Genomic DNA, 23,763 nt, shown 5'->3' on the forward strand with positions numbered 1-23,763 from the left:
CGATATTTTTAGATTTTAGTCTTCTTCTAAGAATTTTTCTTGCTTTAATTCTTTTAGTCGCTTTGTTGCATAACTAATGAAATAGCTTTTTTTATGCTTTTCTATAAACTGTTCATACAATGTGATTTTAGTATCTAAATCTGCATAAAACTCATCTTTTGTTCTCAATAAAAAGAACTCAGACATCATATTAGAAGGGTCTTCTTTTAATGATTTCTGAAAGGCTTTAATGGCTTTTTCGTGTTTTTTCTGGCGATTTAAAATCGTTCCTAACTTCTGATATTCGTCTGTAAGTGATCTATCTAAAAGTTTTAAAGCTTTAGAAACATGTGATTCAGCTTGTTCGAAATTACTTAAACTCTCATAATATGTTCCTATCAAAAATAAGGCATCTGCATTATTAGGATTATATTTTAAGGCTTGCTTTCTATGGTAAATGGCATCTTCGTAATCTGAATTTTGGGCATAACTTAAACTCAATTTCTCGTGAATAAATTCTGATTTCTCACCAAGATCGAGCAATCTATTAAACCAAACTACAGCATGTGTGTAATGCTGTTGATGATAATACGTTTGCGCTTTTAAACTGATAAGCTCTACATTGTTTTCATAACTTTCTAAACCTCTATCAATAAAAGCATGCGCATCAATAAAGTTTCGTTTTATTAAATGTTGCTTCGCAATCTTAAAAATAGCTTTTTGATGTGTATTATCTAAATCATACGTTTTTATAAATTGTTGCAAAGCCATGCTATCTTTTTGCTTTTCTAAAACAATACCTAGCTCATAATAGTAATTTGGATTTAAACTATCTAATGCTATTAAATTTGAAAATATAAGATTAGCCTCTTTATACTTTTTGGTTTTAGTTAATAGCTTGGCAAATTCATAGTTTACCAACAGATTATTTTCATTAGCTTTTACAGCTTTTTCGTAATTACCTAAAGCTTTATCATAGTTGCCAATAGCCATATAAGATTTTGCTATTTCATCGTAAACAGCATCTAAGTTATCTAAAGATTTATAGGTTTCAATAGCTTTGGAATAGTTACCATTAACATAGAAATCATCCGCCTTTTCTTTTAAACTCTGTGCGTTTAAACCAAATATATACGCCGAACATAAAAACAAAAAAAATAATTTCATAAGCGCTAATAATTAGTCTTTTTTGGTGTCATGAATTTGAAAAACTATTGGTAAAGCATACGATACAGCTACATCTTCACCTCCATTTTTAGCAGGAGTAAAATTTGGTAATAAGCTTAAAACTCTAATCGTTTCCGCTTCCAATTTTGGGTGTGGTCCTCTGGCAGTAATCCTAGTAACATGTCCTGTTTTATCTATTATAAACTGTGCGTAAATTCGTTTTTGACCTGCTGGTAAACCTAAAGAATTTGCTAAATTGGTATCAAAATTTTTCCCAACAAACTTATTGATTGCTTGTGCTAAACAATCTTTTTCTTCTGTTTTGTTAGACAGCAATTCACAATCGGGATGAATGGGAACAACTTCTACTTCACTAAAAGGAATTGCACCATTTAAACGCTTCTTTTTTAAAGCTTTCCTATATTCTGCATACTTTTCCATGTCTTCAATAGACGAGACCTTTTCCTTGGCCTTTAATTCATTAATCTGTTGATTTAATTTCTCAACCATTGGGTTTTTATTTGTGGAATGCTTTAAAATACTATCGCGCTGAGCAACCAACTCATTATATTCTTGGGAATTAGCATCTGCTTGAACCTGAAAAACAATGGGCACAGAAAAAGGGACCACTACCACTTTTCCTTTTTGTTTCCCTGGAATAAACTGAGGCAAGGTTGCTAAAACACGTTTGGCCTCTGTTTCTAATTCTGGACTTGGTCCTCTAGCTACAATATCTTTAACACTACCATCGGTGTCAATTTTAAACTGTACAAAAATTCGTTTTCTACCAGGGCTCAAACTATCGCCTATACTTGTATTAAAGTTTTTAGCAATGTGTTTGTTCACAAAGCTATTAAAACAGTCTTTTCGATCTTTATTACTTTCTAAATCTTTACAATCTATGGTTGTTGGTGTTTCTTCTACTACTGAGAATGGGACTTCTATATTTTCATTTATTGTTTTAACCTCCGTTTTTTCTATAGCTTCATTTGAAACATATGAATCAACAATAAAAGTTGATTTACCATCTGTAACGACCAATTTTTTAAAATAATCATCACTTTCCAATTGCTTCAGTAAAGCATCAAATCGTTTTTCATCATTTTCAGATTTGTTAGTTAAATCTTCAACAAATAGTTTTAATATTCCATCTTGGGTGTTTGATTCCCATCGTTCTTTTTCTGCTTTTGTGTTTTTAAACGCCTTAAAATCTGCATAAGTTTCAAACTTATCTAATCGCATTAAATTTAGAGTATTAATATCGTCTTGGGTTAATGAGCCTTCTTCTGATTTTCTCTGAATCAAATCATCGGAAAAATATTGTCCGTAAGCCTTCATTTTTAAAAACTCTGTTCTCGAAGGCAAATATTTTGTTATGTCGTAGTTTTTAAACCCAGCAAAATCAGAAATTTCAAAAAATGTGGCTCCTGTCTTTTTCATGGTGACCATCTTGTCGTAATACTTTTTAATTAATTCTGCATCTGTTAACTCTTGATCAACTAAGGTTTCTTGTGAGTCTATCTTTTGTTGCGCCCTAACTTCTGTAGAGGTATAAATTAACATCCCAAAAACCATAGGAATTAATAGTGCATATTTAAGAAGATGAAGCTGTTTTGATTTTGATTTTTGTAACATAGCGATTCGTTTTTTGATTAATGATTTATTGAAAAATGAATTGGTAAAAGAGACCTGATTAACGTCTAATACTTGATTGAGTAAACTGGTGTAATATTCTGATTTTCCACTTTGTTTTACAGCTTTAGCATCTGCAATGTATTCATGTAATTCTTTTACTCTATTTTGATAGATATATACTAATGGATTAAACCAAAAGACAATGCGTAGTAATTCAAAAAACAATACATCTAACGTGTGATATTCTTTAACATGAACCAACTCATGCTCGTAAATGGTTGGTTTCTCGGTTTCAGAAATATGCTCTCCTAAAAATATTGTATTGAAAAAAGAAAATGCCGCACTACTTTTTATTAACCTTACAACAAGCACATTACCTTGCCATCTTTTTGGATTCTTATATTTTATAGTATATAATTTGATGATTTTAATTAGAAATATTAATGAGCTAATTATAATACCTGACACTGCAATAATTTGCCATAGTGAAGTTTGCGGTTGCTCTAAAATAATACCAGCTTGCTCTGCTATTTGAATATCGTAAACCGTTGGTGCTTTTGTTCCAATAAAAACTTCTGGTAAATGGATAACCATATCTTTTGTTGCCATTTTTTTAAGTTCTGGGAATTTTATAAATGGTAACACTAATGACAGAATTGATGTTATAATTAAATAGACTCTATTGTAATTAAAGAAGGTTTCTCGCTTAAGAAATAAGTCGTAAACCATTAAAAATAACGCTTGAAAAGCAATAATTTGAAGAATTAAATACAGCATAATTACTTGTTTTTATCCTACTTCTCGTTAGGCTTATTAATTTCATCTAATAACACTTCTATGTCTTTTATATTAACATCATTCTTTTGAACGAAAAAAGACACCATACTTTTAAAAGACCCTTGAAAATAATTGTCTACTAGCTTATTTATAGATTGATTACTATAAGATTCTTTGGCTACTAAAGGAAAATATATATGGCCTTTGCCCTGTTTTTCATAATTCACAAATCCTTTACTTTCTAATATTCTTACAATAGTAGAAACCGTGTTGTAAGCAGGTTTAGGCTCTGGTAATACACCTATAATAGTTTTAACATTAGCCTTTTTTAAGCTCCATAAAGCTTGCATTATTTCCTCTTCTGCTTTTGTTAATTGCTTCATAATAACGAATTTATTTTCTCAAATATAACTAAAAATTTAGTTCAAACTAAATTTTTAGTTATAAAACTGTAACAATAGTTAACATAATGCGTCATATCTATGAATTGAAATTATATTTATGGAACTATTTTTAGTGCTTATTGCACTCGTTTTAATGATTTTAGGCATTGTAGGTAGTTTTTTACCTGTATTACCTGGACCACTTACTAGTTGGGCTGGTCTTTTAGTACTTCATTTTACGGAAGGAGTAGAAATGAGTCAAACATTTTTAATTGTCACGCTTATAGTTGCTATTATTATATATGTATTGGATTATATTATTCCTGCCATAGGCACTAAACGTTTTGGTGGCAGCAAAGCCGGAATGATTGGTACAACCATTGGCTTAATTATTGGTTTGCTATCTCCTATTCCTTTTGGAATTATAATTGGACCTTTTATTGGAGCGCTTATTGGTGAACTCATCAATGAAAATGATATAAACAAAGCTCTAAAAGCAGCCTTTGGATCTTTTCTTGGTTTTATTGCATCTACCTTTTTAAAATTTATAGTTGCAATTGTTTATTTAGGCTTTTTTATTGTGAAATTATCTGAACACAACGCCAATTGGTACTAGTAAATCACAAATGATTAGAATTGAAAAAACCTAATCACAAAGAATGTGACTAGGTTTATTTTCTTGCTATTAATTCAACAAATACTTAATAAGGGATTAATTAACTCTTGCTGATGGTGTAAAGATAAAGGAGATATTTAACTCTTTGCTGCGGAAAAACCGTAAACCTACTGTGGTAAAACCGTAGTTTATATAATTCACAGTAGCTTTGAGCATTATTTTAAGGTGTAAAAAAGCAACATTATTACACTTTTATTATAGAAAACCTTTTTCTCTTGCTTCTTTTAGTAGCGTTTCGTCTTTTCCGTCTTCTATACAGAACAAATTTTTAAGCTGCTTTTTTCTCTTTTCAATAGCGCTTGTAGAAATATCTATATATTCATTTAGACTTTTTGTTCTTACCCCTTGCGACAATAAATGCAAAATCTTTCTATTAATATCGTCTACATAAATATCACTAGAAATTGTTTTCTTTATATAATTACTTACCGTACTACTATAGTAAGGCGGTGAATTTAAAATTTGTTGAAAACCATCTGCTAATTCCATAGAGGTTAAATCACTTTTAATAAGAAATCCGTCTGGGTTAATTTCCTTAATTATGTTGTGAATTCTGTAGGTTTCATTAAACATGGTAAGAATTACAATTTTAGCTCTTGGCATTAACCGTTTTGCTAATAATGCCAAATCTTCACCAGAAGCATATTTACCATCTTCTGATCCAGGTAAACTTATATCAAAAAAACAGACTTGATATGGATATTTTTTTGCTGCACGCTCTATCATTAAAACTGCTGTATCACAATTATTTGCCGTCTCTATTTGAAGAATTTGATTCTCTTGTTTTGTCGCCATTAGAACATTTTGATAGCCCTCAATTATAATGGGGTGGTCATCTACCATTAAAATGCTGATATGATTCATGCGTTTAAGTTTATAGATTTTTTGATTGTTAATTATCGTTTTGTGAATAAAAATAATTATTCACAAAACACTCGTCTTAATTTACTCTTTTAAATAGGGAATCTTAACACTGACTAGTGTACCATTGTTGGTTTTAGACGAAAACGCAATTGCACCTTTAATATCTTCAACCCGAGATCTCATATTTTTTAGCCCAATACCTTTATTATTTTTTGAGGTATCAAAACCATCTCCATCGTCTATAATATCCAAGCAAATTAAATCTTTTTCTAGTGAAATACTAATTTTAACAACTTTTGCATTGGCATGTTTAAAAATATTTTGCATCGACTCCTGGATGATTCTATAAATATTAATTTTTGATTTATTAGACACCAAATCCCAACTTATTTCATCTGTAAAATTGCATTCGTGCTCTAAATTATAAGCTCGAGTTTGATTTTCTACAAGTTCTTCTACAATATCAGTAAATCCAGAACCAGAAACAAAATCAGTATTTAACTCGTGAGATATCTTACGTATCTCTTGTTCAATGGTTTGAAGCTGACTGATATATTTTGCTCTCGTAAGCATAGCTTCTTTACCTTCATTAAAATTAATGCTATCTAAACTTAAACGCACTCCAAAAAGTCCTCCTAAAACACCATCATGTAATTCTTTTGATACTCTTGTTTTTTCCTTCGCTCTGGCTTCATCTACCTTATCTTGCTGCCCAAGCATAAGGTTGTAAATTTCTTCGTTTGCTTTTTGTTGTACTTGAATAAGCTTTAATTTTCTATTCTTTGCACGTTGAGAAATTAAGACATAAACTAGAATTGCTGTCACTAAAAGCCCTATAGATAAGATTAATAAATAGAGATTTTCTTTAGATATTTGTTTGTTTTCTGCAACTAATTGATCCGTTTCTAATTCAATCCGAGCATATTTGTTTCTAACATTTCGTTCTACATACAACAAACTATCGGTAAGTTTTATATGTTCTTTTAGATAGCTTTTACCTTCATCACCTTCTTTTAATTCCGAAAGTAAAACCATGGATTCTAATAATATATCTATTGAAGATATACGTTTTGATAAATCGTAAGCCTTAACGGTATATTTTAAAGTAGAATCTCTAACTTCTAAATGCTTGTAGTATTTTGATAAATCTATTGTAACCGCAAGTTTTGTAAGATCGTCATCAAGCTGATTACTTATTTCGTACGCCTCGTAAAACATGTTACTTATTTCATCATAATCTTTTTGTCCTGCAAGTAGTTTAGTGTATGCAAGATTATCAATTATTAATGGATAAAATGTGGGATCCTCTTCTTCGTAAACAGGTCGTAATTCAATTAAATCATTAAAGACTTCAATCGCTTTTTCGTAATCATGTAACTTATTATAAACGTTGGCTTGGTTATGAAGTGAAATGGCTTTATTAAACACTCCATCCTGCATTGAATTGGCTATATGAATAGCTTTACTGTGATATTTTAAAGCTTCATTATACCTACCTAGCTTACTAGATAATTTTCCGAGCAGATCATTAACACTCCAAATATCATCTCTAATGGACTCAGTTTTTGGTAAGGTATTGAATAATTTTAATGCTTTTATTGCATTCTCTTCACTACTAATATAGACTTTATCTTCAATTTGAATCGTAGCGATATAATAGTATATGGTGGCTACAAGTTCTGTATTCTCTAGTTTGTCATAATATTTTAATGCTCCTCTATAATAGTAATAAGCACTATCATATTGAACATCATAAATATGCTTCGCAAGACCTATATTAAGATTAGCGACAGCTACTGCTAACGTATCAGATAATTTATTAGCGAGCTGTAGATTTTCTTTATTTTGTTGTTGCCATTTATTAGTCTCTCCCAATACATCGTATAACATACCTAAGTTTCTTCCACTAATAAGCACTGTACTATCTTGGGAGGTCTTTCGCGATAACCTGATTGCATTTTTTGCGTAAAAGAGCCTTAGTGTATCTGTAAGATTATCATCTAATGACAAGCTTCTTAAAGTATAAATACTATCTAATTGACTCGAATGCTGACTTTGAGAAAATACACTTCCAAACAAGAATAAAAAAATGAAAGTAACAGCGATACGCATTTAATCGAATTAATAATTAATCAATCAAATATATGCTAAAATATCAAAACCATATTTTAATTATCACTTGGTTTGATACTAACTAAAAAAAGCCCACTCAATGAGTGGACTAATAATTAATAGCAAATAAATTATATATTATGCTTGTGTTTTCAACTTGATTTTAGTCTTATCATGAGCCAAAAGGTCATAACTATTTTGTTCTTTGTAAGTAGGCTCGTCATTATTAACTACAACCGTTTCTGATTGTACTCCAGATACAGTTAAAAATAAAACAGCTAGTAATGCGAAAGTAATTTTTAGGGTTTTCATAAGTATTATTTTAAGGTTAAAATTAGTTTATATCTAAATCGGCAACGCAAAGCGATACACCAAAAGGGAAAATCATGGATTATTTACAATTTTAGGAGTAACCTAAAACGATACTAAAATTAAAACGAGGGACGTTTTTTAGACCAATTAAGATCTTATAGTAAAATGGATTAAATCTCTTTTTTTAAGCGTTTTTAAAACTTAAAAGAGATGCAAATATAAATGTATTTATGACATTTCCTAATTAATCCTCGGTAAAACGACATTATTATCCGTTAAAATACAAAAACTATGTTCATAACTTGTTGAAAACTCGGAGGTTAATTAACATTTTTACTTCGTATATTTTTTTAGTTTATAATTGGTATTCTATTCGGAAAACGCAAAAAAAAAGGTGCTACAAGAAATTGTAGCACCTTTTTTTTTACTCTCGATAACTATTATAGCCTATCTCATTTATAACAAAGTTGTGTAAGCTTAGCAAAACTAGCCAAAAACAAAAAAGCATCCCAATCTTCTTATTCAGAAAGAAAGGAAAGCTTCTCATTGGATTACCAAATTGCTTTGGTAAACTACTTCCAAGATCTCTCTTGGAACAACACAACTTCTTTATATCGCTAAAAAAAGCCTCAATTTCTTGAAGCTTCTTTTTGCAATTTTAGCGGTCTGGACGGGACTCGAACCCGCGACCTTCGCCGTGACAGGGCGACATTCTAACCAACTGAACTACCAGACCGTTGCTTAATTGCGAGTGCAAATATACACAGCTTTTTGAATATGACAAACAAAAAACAAAAAAAATTAAATAAATTTTTGTCGCTCCACCATATAGGCTGTTAAGACACTATTGAAACCAGCATTAATATCGGCTTCAACATATTTAATTCGGTATTGTCCACACCTTATTTTTAAGTTTGTAAAGTATTCTTTTACAGCTTTTTCGTAGTTATCTTTAACGTTATCTGCGTACAAATTAATATGGTCTCCGGTCTCGACATCGATAAAACGTTTTGGTCTATTATCAAAATCAAAATTTTGTTCTTTTTCTTTATCAAAAACATGAAATAAGACCACTTCATGTTTATTATGCTTTAAATGTCGAAGTGCTTCAAACAGTTTTTCATCATTTTCTGACGTTTGAAACATATCCGTAAAAACAAAGATTAATGATCTACGATGAATTTTTTCTGCAATTTGATGCAAATACTTATAAGTCTCTGTTGTTTTTGTCTCTAGTTTAGAAACTACAGCATCACTTAATTTATGCAAAAGCATTTGATGATGACGTTCGCTCCCCTTCTCTGGCGAATAGAAATTATAAGTATCACTATAAATACTTAAACCTACAGCATCGCGTTGCTTTTTAAGAATATGCATTAATGAAGCACTTGCTAAAGCCGAAAATGCCACCTTATTAAGATTACCAAGAGATGTACCAGCCGTTTCTGGATAATGCATAGAACTACTGTTGTCTAAGATAATATGGCAACGTAAATTGGTTTCCTCATCATAACGTTTCGTATATAAACGATCTGTTCTTGCATAGAGCTTCCAATCTATATGTTTAGTGCTCTCACCAGGATTGTAAACCTTATGCTCTGCAAACTCGGCAGAGAACCCGTGAAACGGACTCTTATGCATACCAGCAATAAAGCCTTCAACGACTTGCTTCGCTAATAATTCTAGGTTTTTAAAACCTCCTGTTTTATTCAGTTCTTGTTGTAAATCCATGAGTTACCGAAACTAAAAAAGGTTTGCCGTATAGGCAAACCTTTTATCATTTCTTTTAGAGTATTGACTATAAAAGTCCGTCAATAGCGTCTGAATAAGCTTTCTTAGGTGCAACTCCAACTTGGCGTCCAACAACTTCTCCGCCTTGAAAAACCAAAACAGTAGGGATGTTTCTAACACCATATTTAGCAGCAAATTCTTGGTTTGCATCAACATCAACCTTACCAACTACAGCTTTACCTTCGTATTCTGTACTGATTTCGTCAATGATTGGTCCAACCATACGACAAGGTCCACACCAAGCAGCCCAAAAATCAACCATTACTGGCTTGTCACTTTTTAATACTGTCTCTTCAAAATTTGCATCTGTGATTTCTAATGCCATAATATTTATTTTTTAAATGTATTGTACTTCGTTTTTTAACTATCACTTTATGGATAGTAGTACAAAATTAGTCAAAATATTTCGCAAACCTTACAATGCCTGTATATGTTTTGGTTATAGCCTTATAGAGGGCTTATATGTTATCTTATTTGGGCACAACCAAATAAAGGATAACAGCTTTCAATTAAAGCTTCTAATTATTATTAAGATTCCTCCTTTCTCAGGAATTGAATTAATTCAACTTATACATCACATCATTTTCCTTCAAACCATTTAAAAGTTCTTGAGAAATCTTAATCTTATTTTTTCGACTTGGCATTTGTACTTTTATTTTTTCGGCATTATCGTAGACCACAAAATTTAAAGTTTGATTTCCTGCATGAAACTTTATTAAATCGTATAAAATCGCAATTTTATCTTTCTCTAAATCTCTAATATTAAGCTGTATGGATAGTTTTTTTGCATAGGTATCCATTACATCATGCAACAACTGAAAACTATTAAACTGAATTCTTGGATCCCCTTTTTTACCTGTATCTCTGTTTACCCAACCTTCGCGAACAAAAGCGCGTACAAACACAAAAGAATTAATCACAAAGAAGTGTTTAAATTTTAAATAATCTTCGCCAAAGATTCTAAATTCAAAACTATCTCTATAATCTTCAATGGTAAAAATCGCCCAACCTTTTCCTTGTTTACTTACTCGATGTTGCACATCTGTAACCACACCTCCAAAGGTGATTTCTTTGTTTACAACCGTTTCTAAATCGGCAAATAAATCAATGGTTCCGTTACAAAAGGTTTTCATTTCTGTTTTAAAATCATCGAGTGGATGACCAGAGATATAAATACCAACGACTTCACGTTCCCGAGACAACTTTTCCATGGTTCCCCAATCTTCACAAGGTGGAACTACAGGTTCTGCAATCTGCACATCACTGGCCGCACCAAACAAACTCACTTGCGCCGAGTTCTCATTTTCCTGATGTTTGGCTCCGTACTTCACTGCTTTTTCTAAAAAACTAATACCATCACCATCATCTGCAAAATATTGTGCTCTATGTGTATCTGACCAACAATCAAATCCACCTGCATTAGCCAAACCTTCAAAAGCTCTTTTATTAGCAGCACGCAAATCAATACGTTTTGCTAAATCGAAAATAGACTTATAAGGACCTTCATCTTTCCTGCCTTCAACTATCGTTTTAACAGCTCCATGACCAACACCTTTTATAGCTCCCATTCCAAAACGAACAGCATTGTCTTTATTTACTGAAAATTTATAAAAACTCTCATTAACACTTGGTCCTAAAACTGGTAATCTCATCCGTTTACATTCTTCCATAAAGAAGGTTACAGATTTAATATCATTCATGTTATTAGACAAAACTGCAGCCATATATTCTGCAGGGTAATGAGCTTTTAAATACGCTGTTTGGTAAGCAATCCAAGCATAACACGTAGAGTGCGATTTGTTAAAGGCGTAACTTGCAAAGGCTTCCCAATCCTTCCATATTTTTTCGAGCTTTGTTTTGTCTAATCCTTTTGCTCCTGCTTGTTCAATGAATTTAGGTTTCATCTTATCGAGTACAGCAATCTGCTTTTTACCCATGGCTTTTCTCAAAACATCGGCTTCACCTTTTGTAAAATCTGCCAATTTCTGAGATAGTAGCATTACTTGCTCTTGGTAAACCGTAATTCCGTAGGTTTCCTTGAGATATTCTTCCATTTCTGGTAAATCGTATACAATCTCTTCATCACCATGCTTACGCGCGATGAAGCTAGGAATATACTCCATTGGACCAGGACGATACAAGGCATTCATAGCAATTAAATCATCAAAAACCGTAGGCTTAAGATTCTTCATGTGCTTCTGCATTCCTGGTGATTCATACTGAAACACACCAACCGTTTCTCCTCGCTGGAATAACTCATACGTTGGTACATCATCTAACGGGAAATTCTCTGGATCGAGCAAAATATCATGTTTTGCTTTTACCAACTTAACCGTATCTTTAATTAAGGTTAAGGTTTTTAATCCCAAGAAATCCATCTTCAACAATCCTGCATCTTCCACAACAGAGTTATCAAATTGTGTGACATATAAATCGGAATCCTTGGCCAAAGCCACAGGTACATAATTGGTAATATCACCTGGTGTAATAATAACTCCACAAGCATGAATACCTGTATTACGCACAGAACCTTCTAATATTCTAGCCTGGTTTAAAGTTTCGGCTTGTAAATCGTCTCCATCAGAAATATTAAGAAGCTCATTAATTTTCTCTAAATCTTCTGATCTAAATTTCTTGGCAAGCTCCTTTTCATCTAAGCCAAAAATCTTTCCTAATTTAGACATTAAAGGAATTAACTTAGCAAGATGATCGGCTTCATTTAATGGTAAATCTAATACTCTGGCTGTATCTCTAATAGACGATTTTGCCGCCATTGTCCCATAAGTAATAATCTGAGCTACCTGGTTAGAACCGTATTTTTCGATAACATAATCCATAACTCGACTTCGACCTTCATCATCAAAATCAATATCAATATCTGGCATACTTACACGATCCGGATTTAGGAAACGCTCAAAAAGTAAATCGTATTTAATAGGATCAATATTGGTAATCCATAAACAATAAGCAACCACAGAACCTGCTGCAGATCCACGACCAGGACCAACGGAAACATCCATTTTTCGAGCTTCGCGAATAAAATCTTCAACAATCAGGAAATAACCTGGATATCCTGTTTTTTCAATAACGCTCAACTCAAAATCGAGACGTTCTTTTATTTTCGGTGTGATTTCTCCGTACCGTTTTTCCGCCCCTTTAAACGTTAAATCCTTTAAAAAAGCATTCTCACCCCGTTTTCCATTATCGGCTAAATCTTCTTCAAATTTAAATTCGTCTGGAATATCAAAAGCGGGTAATAATACGTCCCTAGCCAACTCATAAGGTTCAATTTTATCGACAACCTCTTGGATATTTACTATCGCTTCTGGTACATCTTTAAACAACGCCTTCATAGCGTTAGATGACTTAAAGTAATATTCTTGATTTGGTAAACCGTAACGATAACCACGACCACGACCAATTGGTGTTGCTTGTTTTTCACCATCTTTTACACAGAGTAAAATATCATGTGCATTGGCATTTTCTTGATCTACATAATAGGTATTATTAGTCGCAACTAGCTTTACATCATGCTTTTTTGAAAACTGAATTAACACAGGATTTACACGATTTTCATCCTCCTGATCATGACGCATTAATTCTAAATACAAATCGTCTCCAAAAGTTTCTTTCCACCATAACAAAGCTTCTTCGGCTTGGTTTTCACCGACGTTTAGAACTTTGCTTGGTACTTCACCATAAAGATTTCCTGTTAGACAAATTAAATCCTCCTTATAATGTTCAATTAGTTTTTTATCTACTCTAGGCACATAATAAAATCCATCTGTAAAAGCTGCAGAGGATAATTTAGCCAAATTATGATAGCCTTTTTTATTCTTAGCCATTAACACAATTTGGTAACCGTTGTCTTTTCTGGATTTGTCTGCATGATTTTCACATACAAAAAACTCACATCCAATAATTGGTTTTATAATTTTACCTTTCTTTTCTAAACCAGCTTCTTCCGCTTCTGCATGTTGTGCTTTTACTTTTTTATTATGACCAGAAACCGCTGTAACAAAATGGAAAGCTCCCATCATGTTACCATGATCTGTCATTGCAACGGCTGGCATATTTTCTCTGGCAGCTGCAGCAACCAAATCTTTAACACTAATGGTGGATTGAAGAATAGAAAATTGAGAATGGTTATGTAAATGTGCAAAATCGACATCCTTTACTTGAGATGCCGCTTTTTCATCTACAACTATTGGCGTCGCTTGTTCTTTTTGAAGACGTGCATTAATCTTTGCACTTTCCTTCTTAAGGTTAATATGCTTTAGCTTGATGAGCTGAATTTCACCGGGATTCTCTTTTGTGAAATTTTCAAAATATTCTGGCTCTACATCTAACTGTTCTTTAGTGTATTGCTTTCGTCTTATTAATTCTAAAAAACAACGTGTGGTAGCTTCAACATCGGCAGTTGCATTATGTGCTTCAGAAAAAGGTTTGTTAAATAAATATTGATGTAATTCTGTTAATGTTGGTAATTTAAATTTCCCATAACGTCCACCTGGCAACTGACATAAACTTGCAGTGTGTTCTGTACATGTATCTAAAACCGGTAATTCTTGAAGCGGATTTGCAACGTTTTCACGCACAAATTCTGCTCCCATAATATTTAAATCGAACTTTACATTTTGCCCAACAACAAATTTAGTTTTGGATAATGCTATGTTGAATTTCTCTAAAACTTCTGAAAGAGAAACCCCTTGTTCTTTTGCTAATTCGGTAGAAATTCCGTGAATTTTTTCAGCATCATAAGGAATATTAAAACCCTCTGGTTTTACCAAATAATCTTCGTGCTCAATACAATTTCCCATGCCATCATGCAATTGCCACGCAATCTGTATACATCTAGGCCAATTATCCGTATCAGTAATTGGTGCATCCCAACGTTTTGGTAATCCTGTAGTTTCGGTATCGAATATTAAATACATGCTTAGGTATTGAGTTGTTTGTACTGAAACAAGTTCAGTATAAATTATTGTGTTGTTTTTCTCGTGAAGGCACAAAAGCGCAAAGAAAAACTGATATTCTAACTTTTAATTAAATCAAGAGGTTATAAAAACGTCACCTTAACCACAGCTAAGTCTCTCAAAATTAAATTCATAGAATTATTATACAGCTTTGAGAGTAACAAATTATTGAACTGAATCTCCTGAAAAAGTTAGCTTATAAAATTACGTAGAATTTGAATTTTTTTGAAATGAAATCCAAAAGAGTTTTAAACAAAAAAAAGTCGGCATGAAAGCCGACTTTTTAACTTAATTAAATTGATGATTTATGATATCAATTCTTCTTGAACTTTTTCTGTATTAATCGCTGCTTGAATGGCATTCTTATGCTTTAACAATAACGCATCAATTGATGGTGGCATGTTTCTTTCTTTCAACATATCTTTATATTCTTCTAAACTTGCTTGCTCTCCACGAATGGCTTCTTCTAAAATAGCTTCTTCGTTATTAGAACTAAACGTTGATTTTAAGGTCATCCAATTTCTATGCATAGCTCCTTTAAAACTTCCGGAGTCTTCAGGAATTTCTCCATATTGCAAGATTTCTGTTCTCAGTTCTTTTGCAAATTCACTACGCTCAGATGCTCTTCGTTTAAAAAACATTTTAAGATTTTTACCTTCAACATTATTAATGGCATTTATGTACCCTTTTTCAGCGTCATAATTTTTTACTAATAATTCGTTTAATTTGTTTGAAATTTCTTCTGTATACTTCATAATATCGTTTTCATTTAAGATTTCAATAACTTCTTTTACGTTGCCTATTGTTTCACAACATGCTTCAAGATAACAGAATGCTTAAGGAAAATCGAACCAATTAACATCTTTAACAAAGGCTTATAATAATTTAACAAAAAAAAGCGTCACTCAAACTGAGCAACGCTTTACTATTATAATATGTTTAGAATTTTAAGCTTGTAAATAATCTGGAACACCATCAGTATCTGTATCAACAGCATCATCTGGATTACCATCACCATTAGGATCTGCATTTTCATTAATGGTTAAAAGCGCATCTCCATCATCGTTATCATCTAAATAATCTACGTCGCCATCACCATCTGTATCGGCTGGGTTTCCATCTTCATCTTTAGCTTCGAACTGCGTTAAAACACCATCACCATCATCGTCGTTATCCAAATAGTTAGCTACACCATCTCCATCTGTATCATCGTTTTCAATATCTCCGTCTCCGTTAAAATCTTCAAATACATCTGCGACACCATCTCCATCAGAATCTGCACAATCTAAATTATCTATTTCTAATTGAATACTTCCATCTACATCTCCACAAATTAAAATCTGATCTTGTAAGTAGCCTAAATATTGTGCGCACTTTTCAGTATAATTACCAATAGTGGCAATACTATATTGAGAATTTGCTTCTTCAACATTTAACGTTGCTAACTCACATGGTAACTCACAATCTCCTAAACCATCAATGATAGTTTGTAATGAGCCATCTGAATCACCACAGTATGTTCGTTGTTGAATTAAAGCATTTGTATAAGCGCTACATGCTGCGAAATAAGCATCGCTATCTATAAATGTTACACCTGTAAATGTAGCTTCATAAGCAGATAATGCAGTAGCTGCATCTATTTCTACATCAATACAAGTAATTGGGTTAGTTGGAAACTCTCCAGATATAAGCGGAACTTTATAAAAAATTCCATTTGTATAGCCTACAGAATTTAATCCGGAAGCATCAAAAGCTAAAAATTTGTAAGTTCCAGTAAAGGTTCTGTTAGACATATCGATCTCTTCAATATGAATCTCTCCTAATTCAGGATATAAAGAAACCGTTTCATCTGGTCTATTGGTTGTAGAATAAATAGTTCCAAAACCATCTGTATATTCTGCTTCAATAACATCTATATCTCCTGTAATAAATGTTGATTCTATTACTGATGGCACTGTAAGTTTTACGGTTTCAAAATTATTTGTTCCAGTAATAGTTAAAAATCCATTAGTATCTATACTTGCAGAAAAAGCTTTCGCTCTCCAAAGTTCATTTTCACGGTCTCCTTGAAAAGCAGGACTATTAAATTTAACTTCATCACCGCAACTGAATGCTGTAAAAAAAACAAGAGCTAGAAGGATTAGTTTTTTCATCTTTAAATAGGGTCTTTTATCTTTGCTCCAAATATAAGGAAACAAGTATGTCAAAAGTATAATAATTTTTAATAATGCAGCTAAATCCACTGTTCTTTTAGGAAAAAAGCGCTCTATTGCTTGTTAAACTAAATTATAATGTTTAAAGTTAAAAAAATATAGTACATTTGCGCCCTCATTAATAACAGAGGTCGAGAACCTTACAAATTAATTATTATGCCTGTAAAAATTAGATTACAAAGACACGGTAAAAAAGGAAAACCTTATTACTGGATCGTAGCAGCGGATTCACGCGCTAAAAGAGATGGTAAATACCTAGAAAAATTAGGTGCTTACAATCCAAACACAAACCCTGCAACTATTGAATTAAATATTGAAGGTGCTGTACAATGGTTACAAAATGGTGCACAACCTACTGACACTGCAAAAGCAATTTTATCTTATAAAGGAGCAATGCTAAAACATCATTTAGCTGGTGGAGTTAGAAAAGGAGCATTAACTGAAGAGCAAGCTGAAACAAAATTCAACGCTTGGTTAGAAGAAAAAACTGCTAAAGTTGAAGCTAAATCGGAAGGTTTATCTAAAGCTGATGCTGATGCAAAAGCTAAAGCATTAGAAGCTGAAAAAGCTATAAATGAAGCACGTATCGCTGCAGCAACACCAGTTGTTGAAGAGGTAGCTGAAGAAGCAGCTGCATCTAGCGAAGAAGAAGAATAAAAAAAATATTTTTTATACTTTTGAACCCAGACTATTTATGGTCTGGGTTTTTTTATTTTATATAATTATGGAATAATTCTCACAGCACTAGGAATCTATTACATATTTAAAATTAGCATTAATAGGATTTTCGTTTTTACGGGAACCATAAATACCAGATTTATTTTGAAAAAAGAAGACTGTTTTTATTTAGGTAAAATTGTATCCAAATACAGTTTTAAAGGAGAACTTTTAATAAAATTAGATACTGACGAACCTGATTTGTATGATAATCTTGATGCTATTTTTATAGACCTTAGAGGAAATCTAGTTCCTTTCTTTGCTGAATCTTCACAATTACATAAATCTAATTTATTACGTATTAAGTTTGAAGACGTCGATACTGAAGAAGATGCTGATGCTTTAATAAAAACAGATTTATACTTACCATTAGACTTACTTCCAAAACTAGAAGGCGATAAATTTTATTTCCATGAAGTTATTGGTTTTGCCATTATAGATTCCAACTATGGAGATGTAGGGATTTTAAAAGGTATTAATGATTCTACTGCTCAAGCTTTATTTGAAATTGATAAAGATGGCATTGAAATATTAATTCCAATGAATGATGAATTTATTGTTAAAGTCGATAGAAAAAACAAAACCATAGAAGTTAAGACTCCTGAAGGTTTGATTGATTTATACCTTGAAGAATAATGGGTTCTCTTCCTTTTAAATTTAAAGAATTCTCTGTTAACCAAGACAGTTGCGCAATGAAAATTGGCACAGACGGAGTTTTACTTGGAGCTTGGACTTCGGTTGATAAAAATCCATTTTCAGTCTTAGATATTGGTTCTGGAACTGGCGTTTTATCTTTAATGATTGCACAACGCAGCTATGCCGAAAATATTGAAGCATTAGAAATTGATGCGGACGCTTACGAGCAATGCTCTGAGAATTTTGAAAACTCTCCTTGGGCAGACCGTCTGTTTTGCTATCATGCATCACTTTTAGAATTTGTTGAAGAGATTGATGATAAATTTGATCTTATAATTTGTAATCCTCCATTCTATTCTGAAGATTATAAAACAGACAATGATGCAAGAGATTTAGCACGCTTTAACGATGCTATGCCTTTTGAACATTTAATTTTTTCTGTAGCCAATTTACTTTCTGAAGATGGTCTATTCTCAGTAGTCATTCCTTTCAAAGAAGAAGCTAATTTTATAGCTTTAGCTTCAAAATCAGGATTATTTCCTAATCGTGTTCTTAGAGTTAAAGGCCATTCTACTTCTGAAATTAAACGCAGTCTAATAGAATTTAGTTTCACACAGCAGGATACCAATATTTCAGAATTAATTATTGAAACAGCACGTCATCAATACACAGACGACTATATTGCACTCACCAAAGACTTCTATTTAAAAATGTAATCTAAGTTTTCATCTCCGAATTAACTGATAATTGCCTTTGTGCGATGAAAACGTTTTCGTTACTTTTGTTAAACTTATAAAATAACTCCTTCTATTTTGACGGATTCTCAAAATAAGAAGCCATAAATATCATAATTAGAATGAAACCAGATTTATTCGAAGCACCAGATTATTACAATCTTGATGAATTACTTACTGAAGAACACAAATTAGTACGTGATGCAGCAAGAGAATGGGTAAAACGCGATGTATCACCAATTATAGAAGAGTATGCGCAAAAAGCAGAATTTCCAACGCAAATTGTTAAAGGTTTAGCAGATATTGGAGCTTTTGGACCTTACATTCCTGAAGAATATGGAGGAGCAGGATTAGACCAAATTTCTTATGGTTTAATAATGCAAGAAATTGAACGTGGAGATTCAGGAGTACGAAGTACAGCATCTGTACAATCATCTCTTGTAATGTATCCTATTTGGAAATACGGAAACGAAGCACAACGCCAAAAATACTTACCAAAGTTAGCTTCTGGTGAATGGATTGGTTCTTTTGGGTTAACAGAACCAGATCATGGAAGCAATCCTGGTGGCATGGTTACCAACTTCAAGGATATGGGAGATCATTACCTCTTAAATGGTGCTAAAATGTGGATTTCTAATTCCCCTTTTTGTAACGTTGCTGTAGTATGGGCAAAAGATGAAAACGGCCGTATTCACGGTCTTATCGTTGAACGTGGTATGGAAGGTTTTTCTACACCAGAAACACATAACAAATGGTCACTTAGAGCATCTGCTACTGGCGAGCTTATCTTTGATAACGTAAAAGTGCCTAAAGAAAATTTATTACCCAACAAATCTGGATTAGGAGCACCATTAGGTTGCTTAGATTCGGCACGTTTTGGTATTGCTTGGGGAGCTATTGGAGCAGCTATGGATTGTTATGATACAGCTTTACGATATAGCAAAGAACGTATGCAATTTGGAAAACCCATTGGGCAATTTCAACTACAACAAAAGAAATTGGCTGAGATGATTACCGAAATCACTAAAGCACAATTATTAGCTTGGAGGCTTGGTGTAATGCGCGAAAATGGTACAGCAACATCAGCACAAATTTCTATGGCAAAACGAAATAATGTAGATATGGCTTTAACTATTGCTCGCGATGCTAGACAAATGTTAGGTGGTATGGGAATTAGTGGAGAGTATTCTATTATGAGACACATGATGAATCTTGAAAGTGTTGTTACCTATGAAGGTACACACGATATTCACTTACTAATTACAGGTTTAGATGTTACAGGCTTAAACGCATTTAAATAGAATTTAAGGCTAAATTGATTATTTCATTTCGAAGTCATCAATGTAAAAAATAAAATTTGTAAAAATGCTTCTCATTATTGGGAAGCATTTTTTGTTTAATTTAGTCGAACAAAGAAAACACATGTCTTCAAAATCAAGATTAGATCGTGCCTATAACAACGCTAAGAAAATTCGGTTTAATGATTCGTCTAAATTCATTTTGTTCAGCGATTGCCATAGAGGTGACAATAGCTTTGCAGATGATTTTGCCAACAATAGAAACATCTACTTTCATGCGCTAAAGCATTATTACAACGAAGGATTTCAGTATTGTGAATTAGGCGATGGCGACGAATTATGGGAAAACCTGTCTTTTGAATCCATCTTCTACGCACACAAAAATGTGTATATGCTCATGAAACAATTTCATGATGAAGAACGACTACACATGATTTGGGGAAACCACGATATGGTTTACAGGGATCCTAAATATGTAGAAAAGCATTTATCTACTTTTTTTGATCCAAAAACAGGAAATAACGAGGACTTATTTTGTGGCATTCAATATCATGAAGGCATAATATTAGAACATACTGAAACTAATCAAGAATTATTTTTAACCCATGGTCATCAAGCAGATTGGTGGAATTACACCTTTTGGAAATGGAGCCGATTTTTAGTAAGGATATTATGGAAGCCTTTGAATGTTATGGGAATTGCAGATCCTACAAGTCCTGCTAAAAACTACACAGAACTTATTAAAGTAGAACGACGCACCAAAAAATGGATTAGTGAAAACGACAATAAAATTACCATTGTTGGCCACACACACAGACCTCGTTTTCCTGAACCTGGAGATATTGCTTTTTTTAATGATGGTAGTTGTGTTCACCCAAGAAGTATTACTGGCATTGAAATAGAAAATGGTAAAATCTCTTTAATTAAATGGCAAATTGTAACTACTGATAATGGCACTCTAAAAATTGATCGGTTTTTATTGGAAGGACCGACTAAATTGGCTGATTATAAAACGGCATAATCTTAAAAACATATTTATGAGCTATAACAACATTATTCTTATTGTATTAATCTTCTTGTTAAACGTTAAACCGAATCCGAATATTGAAAAAACAATAAACTTTTCGGAATACACCTTTAACACTACAAAAGGTAGTCAAACCTCAATAACATTAGAAGACAACAAAATTTATATCCTAGACTTTTGGTATTTAGAATGTCCGCCATGTGTAAAAGACCACGAAGTAATTGCAGAATATCTTAAGACCACAAAGCATCAAAATGTTGAAGTTATAGGAATGTCTATTGACAGAAATATAAGTAAATGGGCATCTTATTTAGAAACACATCAATATAATTGGACGAATTATAACGAAGATCGTTCTGGCGGAATACTTTACAAAGATTTAGAGATAGAATTCTTCCCTAGTTATTTAGTTGTAAATAGTAAAGGCAAAATACTTCAGAAATCAAATCGATTTCAAAAAGCCTTGGATTTTATTGAATCTGCTAATCTTGAAACGGAATAGGTTGCATGAAATTATTAGAGATGTACTTCTGGATGATAATTATTATTTGTGGTATTTTGAACCTACCTATAATAATTTCGTCTGAAGATTTGAAAGATAAAAACAGATATAAGAAATATCTTAAAATCTCTTTTGTCATTGGTCTTATTGGGATAGTAATGCTTTTGACAGATTGGAATTATCTCTGCGGTTACCAATGCTTAGTTATTACATTTTCGCCATTTATAACATTACTAATTTGCAAAGCTGTAATGATATTATCTAAAAAAATCACCAAAAAAGAGGGATTTCAGATATCTAAAAAACCGCAAACTTTTGGTGTGGCTAAAACAGAACTCTCTGATGGATTTTATCAAGAAAATAAAGGTGATTTAAACTATGAAAACCATTATAGCTGGTACACCGGCTTTATAAGTGTAACTCTTGTTATTATTTCTTTAACACTTCTCATTCTTATTAAAGAAAACACTTGCTGATAAAATTATGAGCTTCCTACTTTTCTCAGGAATTTGTTAAGATTCAGGCGCCAATTCAACCTCTAGACCTTCCATTTCAGGTGTCATTTGTATTTGGCAACCTAAACGCGAATTCTCTTTGACATCAAAAGCTTCGGAAAGCATCGCTTCTTCATCGTCTTGCATTTCTGGCAATTCAGTATCACTTAATACATAACATTGACAAGACGCACACATAGCCATACCTCCACAAATACCAATGGTTCCTTCTGGAGCAAGTTCATAAGAACGTACTATTTCCATTAAATTCATTGCCATATCTGTAGGAGCTTCAATTTGATGCTTTACTCCCTCTCTATCAATGATTGTGATGTTGATGTCTTGTTCCATATAAAAAAGTGGTTAATGTCTAATGGTAAGTCTATGTTTTTATAATTATTGTATCGCTTTTACAACTGCTTTCGGGGCTTCTTTGCGTGTACCATCAAACCCGTTAACACCCGCTACTGTCGTGTATTTTAAGACATAACGTTTTCCTGGATTAATAATCTGATATGCCGATTGACACATTAATGTTGCCTCGTGAAAACCGCAAAGAATTAGCTTTAATTTTCCTGGATACGTATTTACATCTCCAATAGCATAAATACCTGGAATGTTAGTTTGGTAATCTAATGCATTATTAACCTTAATAGCATTTTTTTCTATTTCTAAACCCCAATTTGCAATTGGACCTAATTTAGGAGACAAACCAAAAAGCGGAATAAAATGATTGGTTTCCACTAAAATAGGCTCTTCTCCTTTTTTAGTCACCTCAACATTTTCTACTTTTCCATTTCCATTAATACCTGTAATTTCAGCGGGAGTAATTAAGTTAATTTTACCAAGGTTCTTTAATTCTTGAACTTTTTCAACCGAATCTAAATGACCTCTAAATTCATTTCTTCTGTGTATTAATGTCACACTAGAAGCAATATCACTTAAAAAAATACTCCAATCTAAAGCAGAATCTCCACCACCTGCAATCACTACTTTTTTATCGCGATAAAATTCTGGTTCTTTGATCATGTACTCTACACCACGATCTTCAAAATCTGTAATATTATCTAACAACGGCTTACGAGGTTCAAAACTACCTAAACCACCAGCAATTGCAACTACAGGGGCTTTATGTTGTGTACCTTTATTAGTGGTAACTATAAAACTACCATCTTCTTGTTTATCTATAGTTTCTGCTCGTTCTCCTAAGGTAAAACCTGGTTCAAACTGCTTGCACTGCTCCATTAACTTATGCGTTAAATCTCCAGCTAAAATCTCTGGATAGGCAGGAATATCGTAAATCGGTTTTTTAGGGTAAAGTTCAGAGCACTGACCTCCTTGTTGTGGTAATGCATCAATTAAATGGCAATTTAGTTTAAGAAGTCCGGCTTCAAAAACAGTAAATAGGCCTGTTGGACCTGCACCAATTATAAGTATATCTGTGGTAATCATGAGTATAAAATTGAAAAC

At 32.7% G+C, this 23,763-nt stretch carries 21 protein-coding genes and 1 tRNA gene; 8 read left to right on the forward strand and 14 right to left on the reverse strand.

What is annotated here, in order from left to right:
* Window positions 1-15: 15 nt before the first annotated feature.
* From HM981_RS03360 to HM981_RS03370, 3 genes are read right to left on the reverse strand one after another with little or no spacing between them, the layout of a single operon-like run.
* Window positions 16-1,146, reverse strand: a complete 1,131-nt coding sequence (locus HM981_RS03360; RefSeq protein ID WP_179337161.1) for a tetratricopeptide repeat protein — start codon at window positions 1,144-1,146, stop codon at window positions 16-18.
* A 12-nt stretch (window positions 1,147-1,158) separates the two neighbouring features.
* On the reverse strand, window positions 1,159-3,558 hold the full coding sequence (locus HM981_RS03365) for a M56 family metallopeptidase (RefSeq protein WP_179337162.1): 2,400 nt from the start codon (window positions 3,556-3,558) through the stop codon (window positions 1,159-1,161).
* Between the two features lie 17 nt (window positions 3,559-3,575).
* A complete protein-coding gene (locus HM981_RS03370) occupies window positions 3,576-3,941 on the reverse strand; it encodes a BlaI/MecI/CopY family transcriptional regulator (RefSeq protein WP_179337163.1) in 366 nt (121 codons plus the stop codon).
* Window positions 3,942-4,059: 118 nt separating this feature from the next.
* On the opposite strand from HM981_RS03370, the gene HM981_RS03375 reads away from it, so the two are divergent.
* Window positions 4,060-4,557 carry a DUF456 domain-containing protein gene (locus HM981_RS03375; protein ID WP_179337164.1) on the forward strand — a complete coding sequence of 166 codons (498 nt, stop codon included), beginning with the start codon at window positions 4,060-4,062 and terminating at the stop codon, window positions 4,555-4,557.
* A gap of 255 nt (window positions 4,558-4,812) precedes the next feature.
* Here the strand turns inward: HM981_RS03375 and HM981_RS03380 are convergent, their stop codons facing one another.
* The 9 genes from HM981_RS03380 to HM981_RS03420 form a co-directional block, all read right to left on the reverse strand.
* Window positions 4,813-5,481 carry a response regulator gene (locus tag HM981_RS03380; protein WP_179337165.1) on the reverse strand — a complete coding sequence of 223 codons (669 nt, stop codon included), beginning with the start codon at window positions 5,479-5,481 and terminating at the stop codon, window positions 4,813-4,815.
* Window positions 5,482-5,562: 81 nt separating this feature from the next.
* Window positions 5,563-7,593: an ATP-binding protein gene (locus HM981_RS03385; protein WP_179337166.1), complete on the reverse strand. Its 2,031-nt coding sequence runs from the start codon at window positions 7,591-7,593 to the stop codon at window positions 5,563-5,565.
* Window positions 7,594-7,731: 138 nt separating this feature from the next.
* Window positions 7,732-7,905 (reverse strand): hypothetical protein, encoded by a 174-nt coding sequence (locus HM981_RS03390; RefSeq protein ID WP_179337167.1) that lies wholly within the window; start codon window positions 7,903-7,905, stop codon window positions 7,732-7,734.
* A gap of 662 nt (window positions 7,906-8,567) precedes the next feature.
* Window positions 8,568-8,641: transfer RNA gene (locus HM981_RS03395), tRNA-Asp, on the reverse strand.
* A 65-nt stretch (window positions 8,642-8,706) separates the two neighbouring features.
* The gene (locus HM981_RS03400) at window positions 8,707-9,636 is read right to left on the reverse strand and encodes a DUF58 domain-containing protein (protein WP_179337168.1); all 930 of its coding nucleotides are present in this window, start codon (window positions 9,634-9,636) and stop codon (window positions 8,707-8,709) included.
* Between the two features lie 67 nt (window positions 9,637-9,703).
* A complete protein-coding gene (gene trxA / locus HM981_RS03405; protein WP_179337169.1) occupies window positions 9,704-10,021 on the reverse strand; it encodes a thioredoxin in 318 nt (105 codons plus the stop codon).
* Between the two features lie 232 nt (window positions 10,022-10,253).
* Window positions 10,254-14,633 carry a DNA polymerase III subunit alpha gene (dnaE, locus tag HM981_RS03410; protein WP_179337170.1) on the reverse strand — a complete coding sequence of 1,460 codons (4,380 nt, stop codon included), beginning with the start codon at window positions 14,631-14,633 and terminating at the stop codon, window positions 10,254-10,256.
* 344 nt (window positions 14,634-14,977) lie between these two features.
* A complete protein-coding gene (locus tag HM981_RS03415; protein ID WP_179337171.1) occupies window positions 14,978-15,427 on the reverse strand; it encodes a ferritin-like domain-containing protein in 450 nt (149 codons plus the stop codon).
* A gap of 192 nt (window positions 15,428-15,619) precedes the next feature.
* Complete coding sequence (locus HM981_RS03420) at window positions 15,620-16,825, reverse strand: DUF6252 family protein (protein WP_179337172.1); 1,206 nt, start codon at window positions 16,823-16,825, stop codon at window positions 15,620-15,622.
* Window positions 16,826-17,041: 216 nt separating this feature from the next.
* Between HM981_RS03420 and HM981_RS03425 the strand changes: the two genes are divergently transcribed.
* The 7 genes from HM981_RS03425 (at window position 17,042) to HM981_RS03455 (ending at window position 22,275) form a co-directional block, all read left to right on the forward strand.
* A complete protein-coding gene (locus tag HM981_RS03425) occupies window positions 17,042-17,542 on the forward strand; it encodes a 30S ribosomal protein S16 (protein WP_179337173.1) in 501 nt (166 codons plus the stop codon).
* Between the two features lie 165 nt (window positions 17,543-17,707).
* Window positions 17,708-18,238, forward strand: a complete 531-nt coding sequence (rimM, locus tag HM981_RS03430; RefSeq protein ID WP_179337174.1) for a ribosome maturation factor RimM — start codon at window positions 17,708-17,710, stop codon at window positions 18,236-18,238.
* Between the two features lie 56 nt (window positions 18,239-18,294).
* Window positions 18,295-18,954 (forward strand): tRNA1(Val) (adenine(37)-N6)-methyltransferase, encoded by a 660-nt coding sequence (locus tag HM981_RS03435; protein WP_246286097.1) that lies wholly within the window; start codon window positions 18,295-18,297, stop codon window positions 18,952-18,954.
* Window positions 18,955-19,094: 140 nt separating this feature from the next.
* Window positions 19,095-20,273 (forward strand): acyl-CoA dehydrogenase family protein, encoded by a 1,179-nt coding sequence (locus HM981_RS03440; protein ID WP_179337176.1) that lies wholly within the window; start codon window positions 19,095-19,097, stop codon window positions 20,271-20,273.
* Between the two features lie 121 nt (window positions 20,274-20,394).
* Window positions 20,395-21,291, forward strand: coding sequence for a metallophosphoesterase family protein (locus HM981_RS03445; RefSeq protein ID WP_179337177.1), 897 nt, complete (start codon window positions 20,395-20,397; stop codon window positions 21,289-21,291).
* Window positions 21,292-21,307: 16 nt separating this feature from the next.
* On the forward strand, window positions 21,308-21,799 hold the full coding sequence (locus HM981_RS03450; RefSeq protein WP_179337178.1) for a TlpA family protein disulfide reductase: 492 nt from the start codon (window positions 21,308-21,310) through the stop codon (window positions 21,797-21,799).
* Between the two features lie 5 nt (window positions 21,800-21,804).
* Entirely contained in the window at window positions 21,805-22,275 is a 471-nt protein-coding gene (locus HM981_RS03455) for a hypothetical protein (protein ID WP_179337179.1), read from the forward strand.
* A gap of 36 nt (window positions 22,276-22,311) precedes the next feature.
* On the opposite strand, the gene HM981_RS03460 is transcribed toward HM981_RS03455, so the two are convergent.
* Window positions 22,312-22,644, reverse strand: coding sequence for a 2Fe-2S iron-sulfur cluster-binding family protein (locus tag HM981_RS03460; RefSeq protein WP_179337180.1), 333 nt, complete (start codon window positions 22,642-22,644; stop codon window positions 22,312-22,314).
* A gap of 45 nt (window positions 22,645-22,689) precedes the next feature.
* Entirely contained in the window at window positions 22,690-23,745 is a 1,056-nt protein-coding gene (locus tag HM981_RS03465) for an NAD(P)/FAD-dependent oxidoreductase (RefSeq protein WP_179337181.1), read from the reverse strand.
* Window positions 23,746-23,763: the final 18 nt, after the last annotated feature.

The sequence above is a fragment of the Winogradskyella ludwigii genome (assembly GCF_013403985.1).
Classification (GTDB): Bacteria; Bacteroidota; Bacteroidia; order Flavobacteriales; family Flavobacteriaceae; genus Winogradskyella; species Winogradskyella ludwigii.

Coding starts and splice junctions, on each gene's coding strand:
- HM981_RS03380 (WP_179337165.1), bottom strand. CDS start 5,481: ATGAATCATATCAGCATTTTAATGGTAGATGACCACCCCATTATAATT.
- HM981_RS03365 (WP_179337162.1), bottom strand. CDS start 3,558: ATGCTGTATTTAATTCTTCAAATTATTGCTTTTCAAGCGTTATTTTTA.
- HM981_RS03385 (WP_179337166.1), bottom strand. CDS start 7,593: ATGCGTATCGCTGTTACTTTCATTTTTTTATTCTTGTTTGGAAGTGTA.
- HM981_RS03360 (WP_179337161.1), bottom strand. CDS start 1,146: ATGAAATTATTTTTTTTGTTTTTATGTTCGGCGTATATATTTGGTTTA.
- HM981_RS03375 (WP_179337164.1), top strand. CDS start 4,060: ATGGAACTATTTTTAGTGCTTATTGCACTCGTTTTAATGATTTTAGGC.
- HM981_RS03460 (WP_179337180.1), bottom strand. CDS start 22,644: ATGGAACAAGACATCAACATCACAATCATTGATAGAGAGGGAGTAAAG.
- HM981_RS03370 (WP_179337163.1), bottom strand. CDS start 3,941: ATGAAGCAATTAACAAAAGCAGAAGAGGAAATAATGCAAGCTTTATGG.
- HM981_RS03450 (WP_179337178.1), top strand. CDS start 21,308: ATGAGCTATAACAACATTATTCTTATTGTATTAATCTTCTTGTTAAAC.
- HM981_RS03465 (WP_179337181.1), bottom strand. CDS start 23,745: ATGATTACCACAGATATACTTATAATTGGTGCAGGTCCAACAGGCCTA.
- HM981_RS03420 (WP_179337172.1), bottom strand. CDS start 16,825: ATGAAAAAACTAATCCTTCTAGCTCTTGTTTTTTTTACAGCATTCAGT.
- HM981_RS03435 (WP_246286097.1), top strand. CDS start 18,295: ATGAAAATTGGCACAGACGGAGTTTTACTTGGAGCTTGGACTTCGGTT.
- trxA (WP_179337169.1), bottom strand. CDS start 10,021: ATGGCATTAGAAATCACAGATGCAAATTTTGAAGAGACAGTATTAAAA.
- HM981_RS03455 (WP_179337179.1), top strand. CDS start 21,805: ATGAAATTATTAGAGATGTACTTCTGGATGATAATTATTATTTGTGGT.
- HM981_RS03390 (WP_179337167.1), bottom strand. CDS start 7,905: ATGAAAACCCTAAAAATTACTTTCGCATTACTAGCTGTTTTATTTTTA.
- HM981_RS03400 (WP_179337168.1), bottom strand. CDS start 9,636: ATGGATTTACAACAAGAACTGAATAAAACAGGAGGTTTTAAAAACCTA.
- HM981_RS03415 (WP_179337171.1), bottom strand. CDS start 15,427: ATGAAGTATACAGAAGAAATTTCAAACAAATTAAACGAATTATTAGTA.
- HM981_RS03425 (WP_179337173.1), top strand. CDS start 17,042: ATGCCTGTAAAAATTAGATTACAAAGACACGGTAAAAAAGGAAAACCT.
- HM981_RS03445 (WP_179337177.1), top strand. CDS start 20,395: ATGTCTTCAAAATCAAGATTAGATCGTGCCTATAACAACGCTAAGAAA.
- dnaE (WP_179337170.1), bottom strand. CDS start 14,633: ATGTATTTAATATTCGATACCGAAACTACAGGATTACCAAAACGTTGG.
- HM981_RS03440 (WP_179337176.1), top strand. CDS start 19,095: ATGAAACCAGATTTATTCGAAGCACCAGATTATTACAATCTTGATGAA.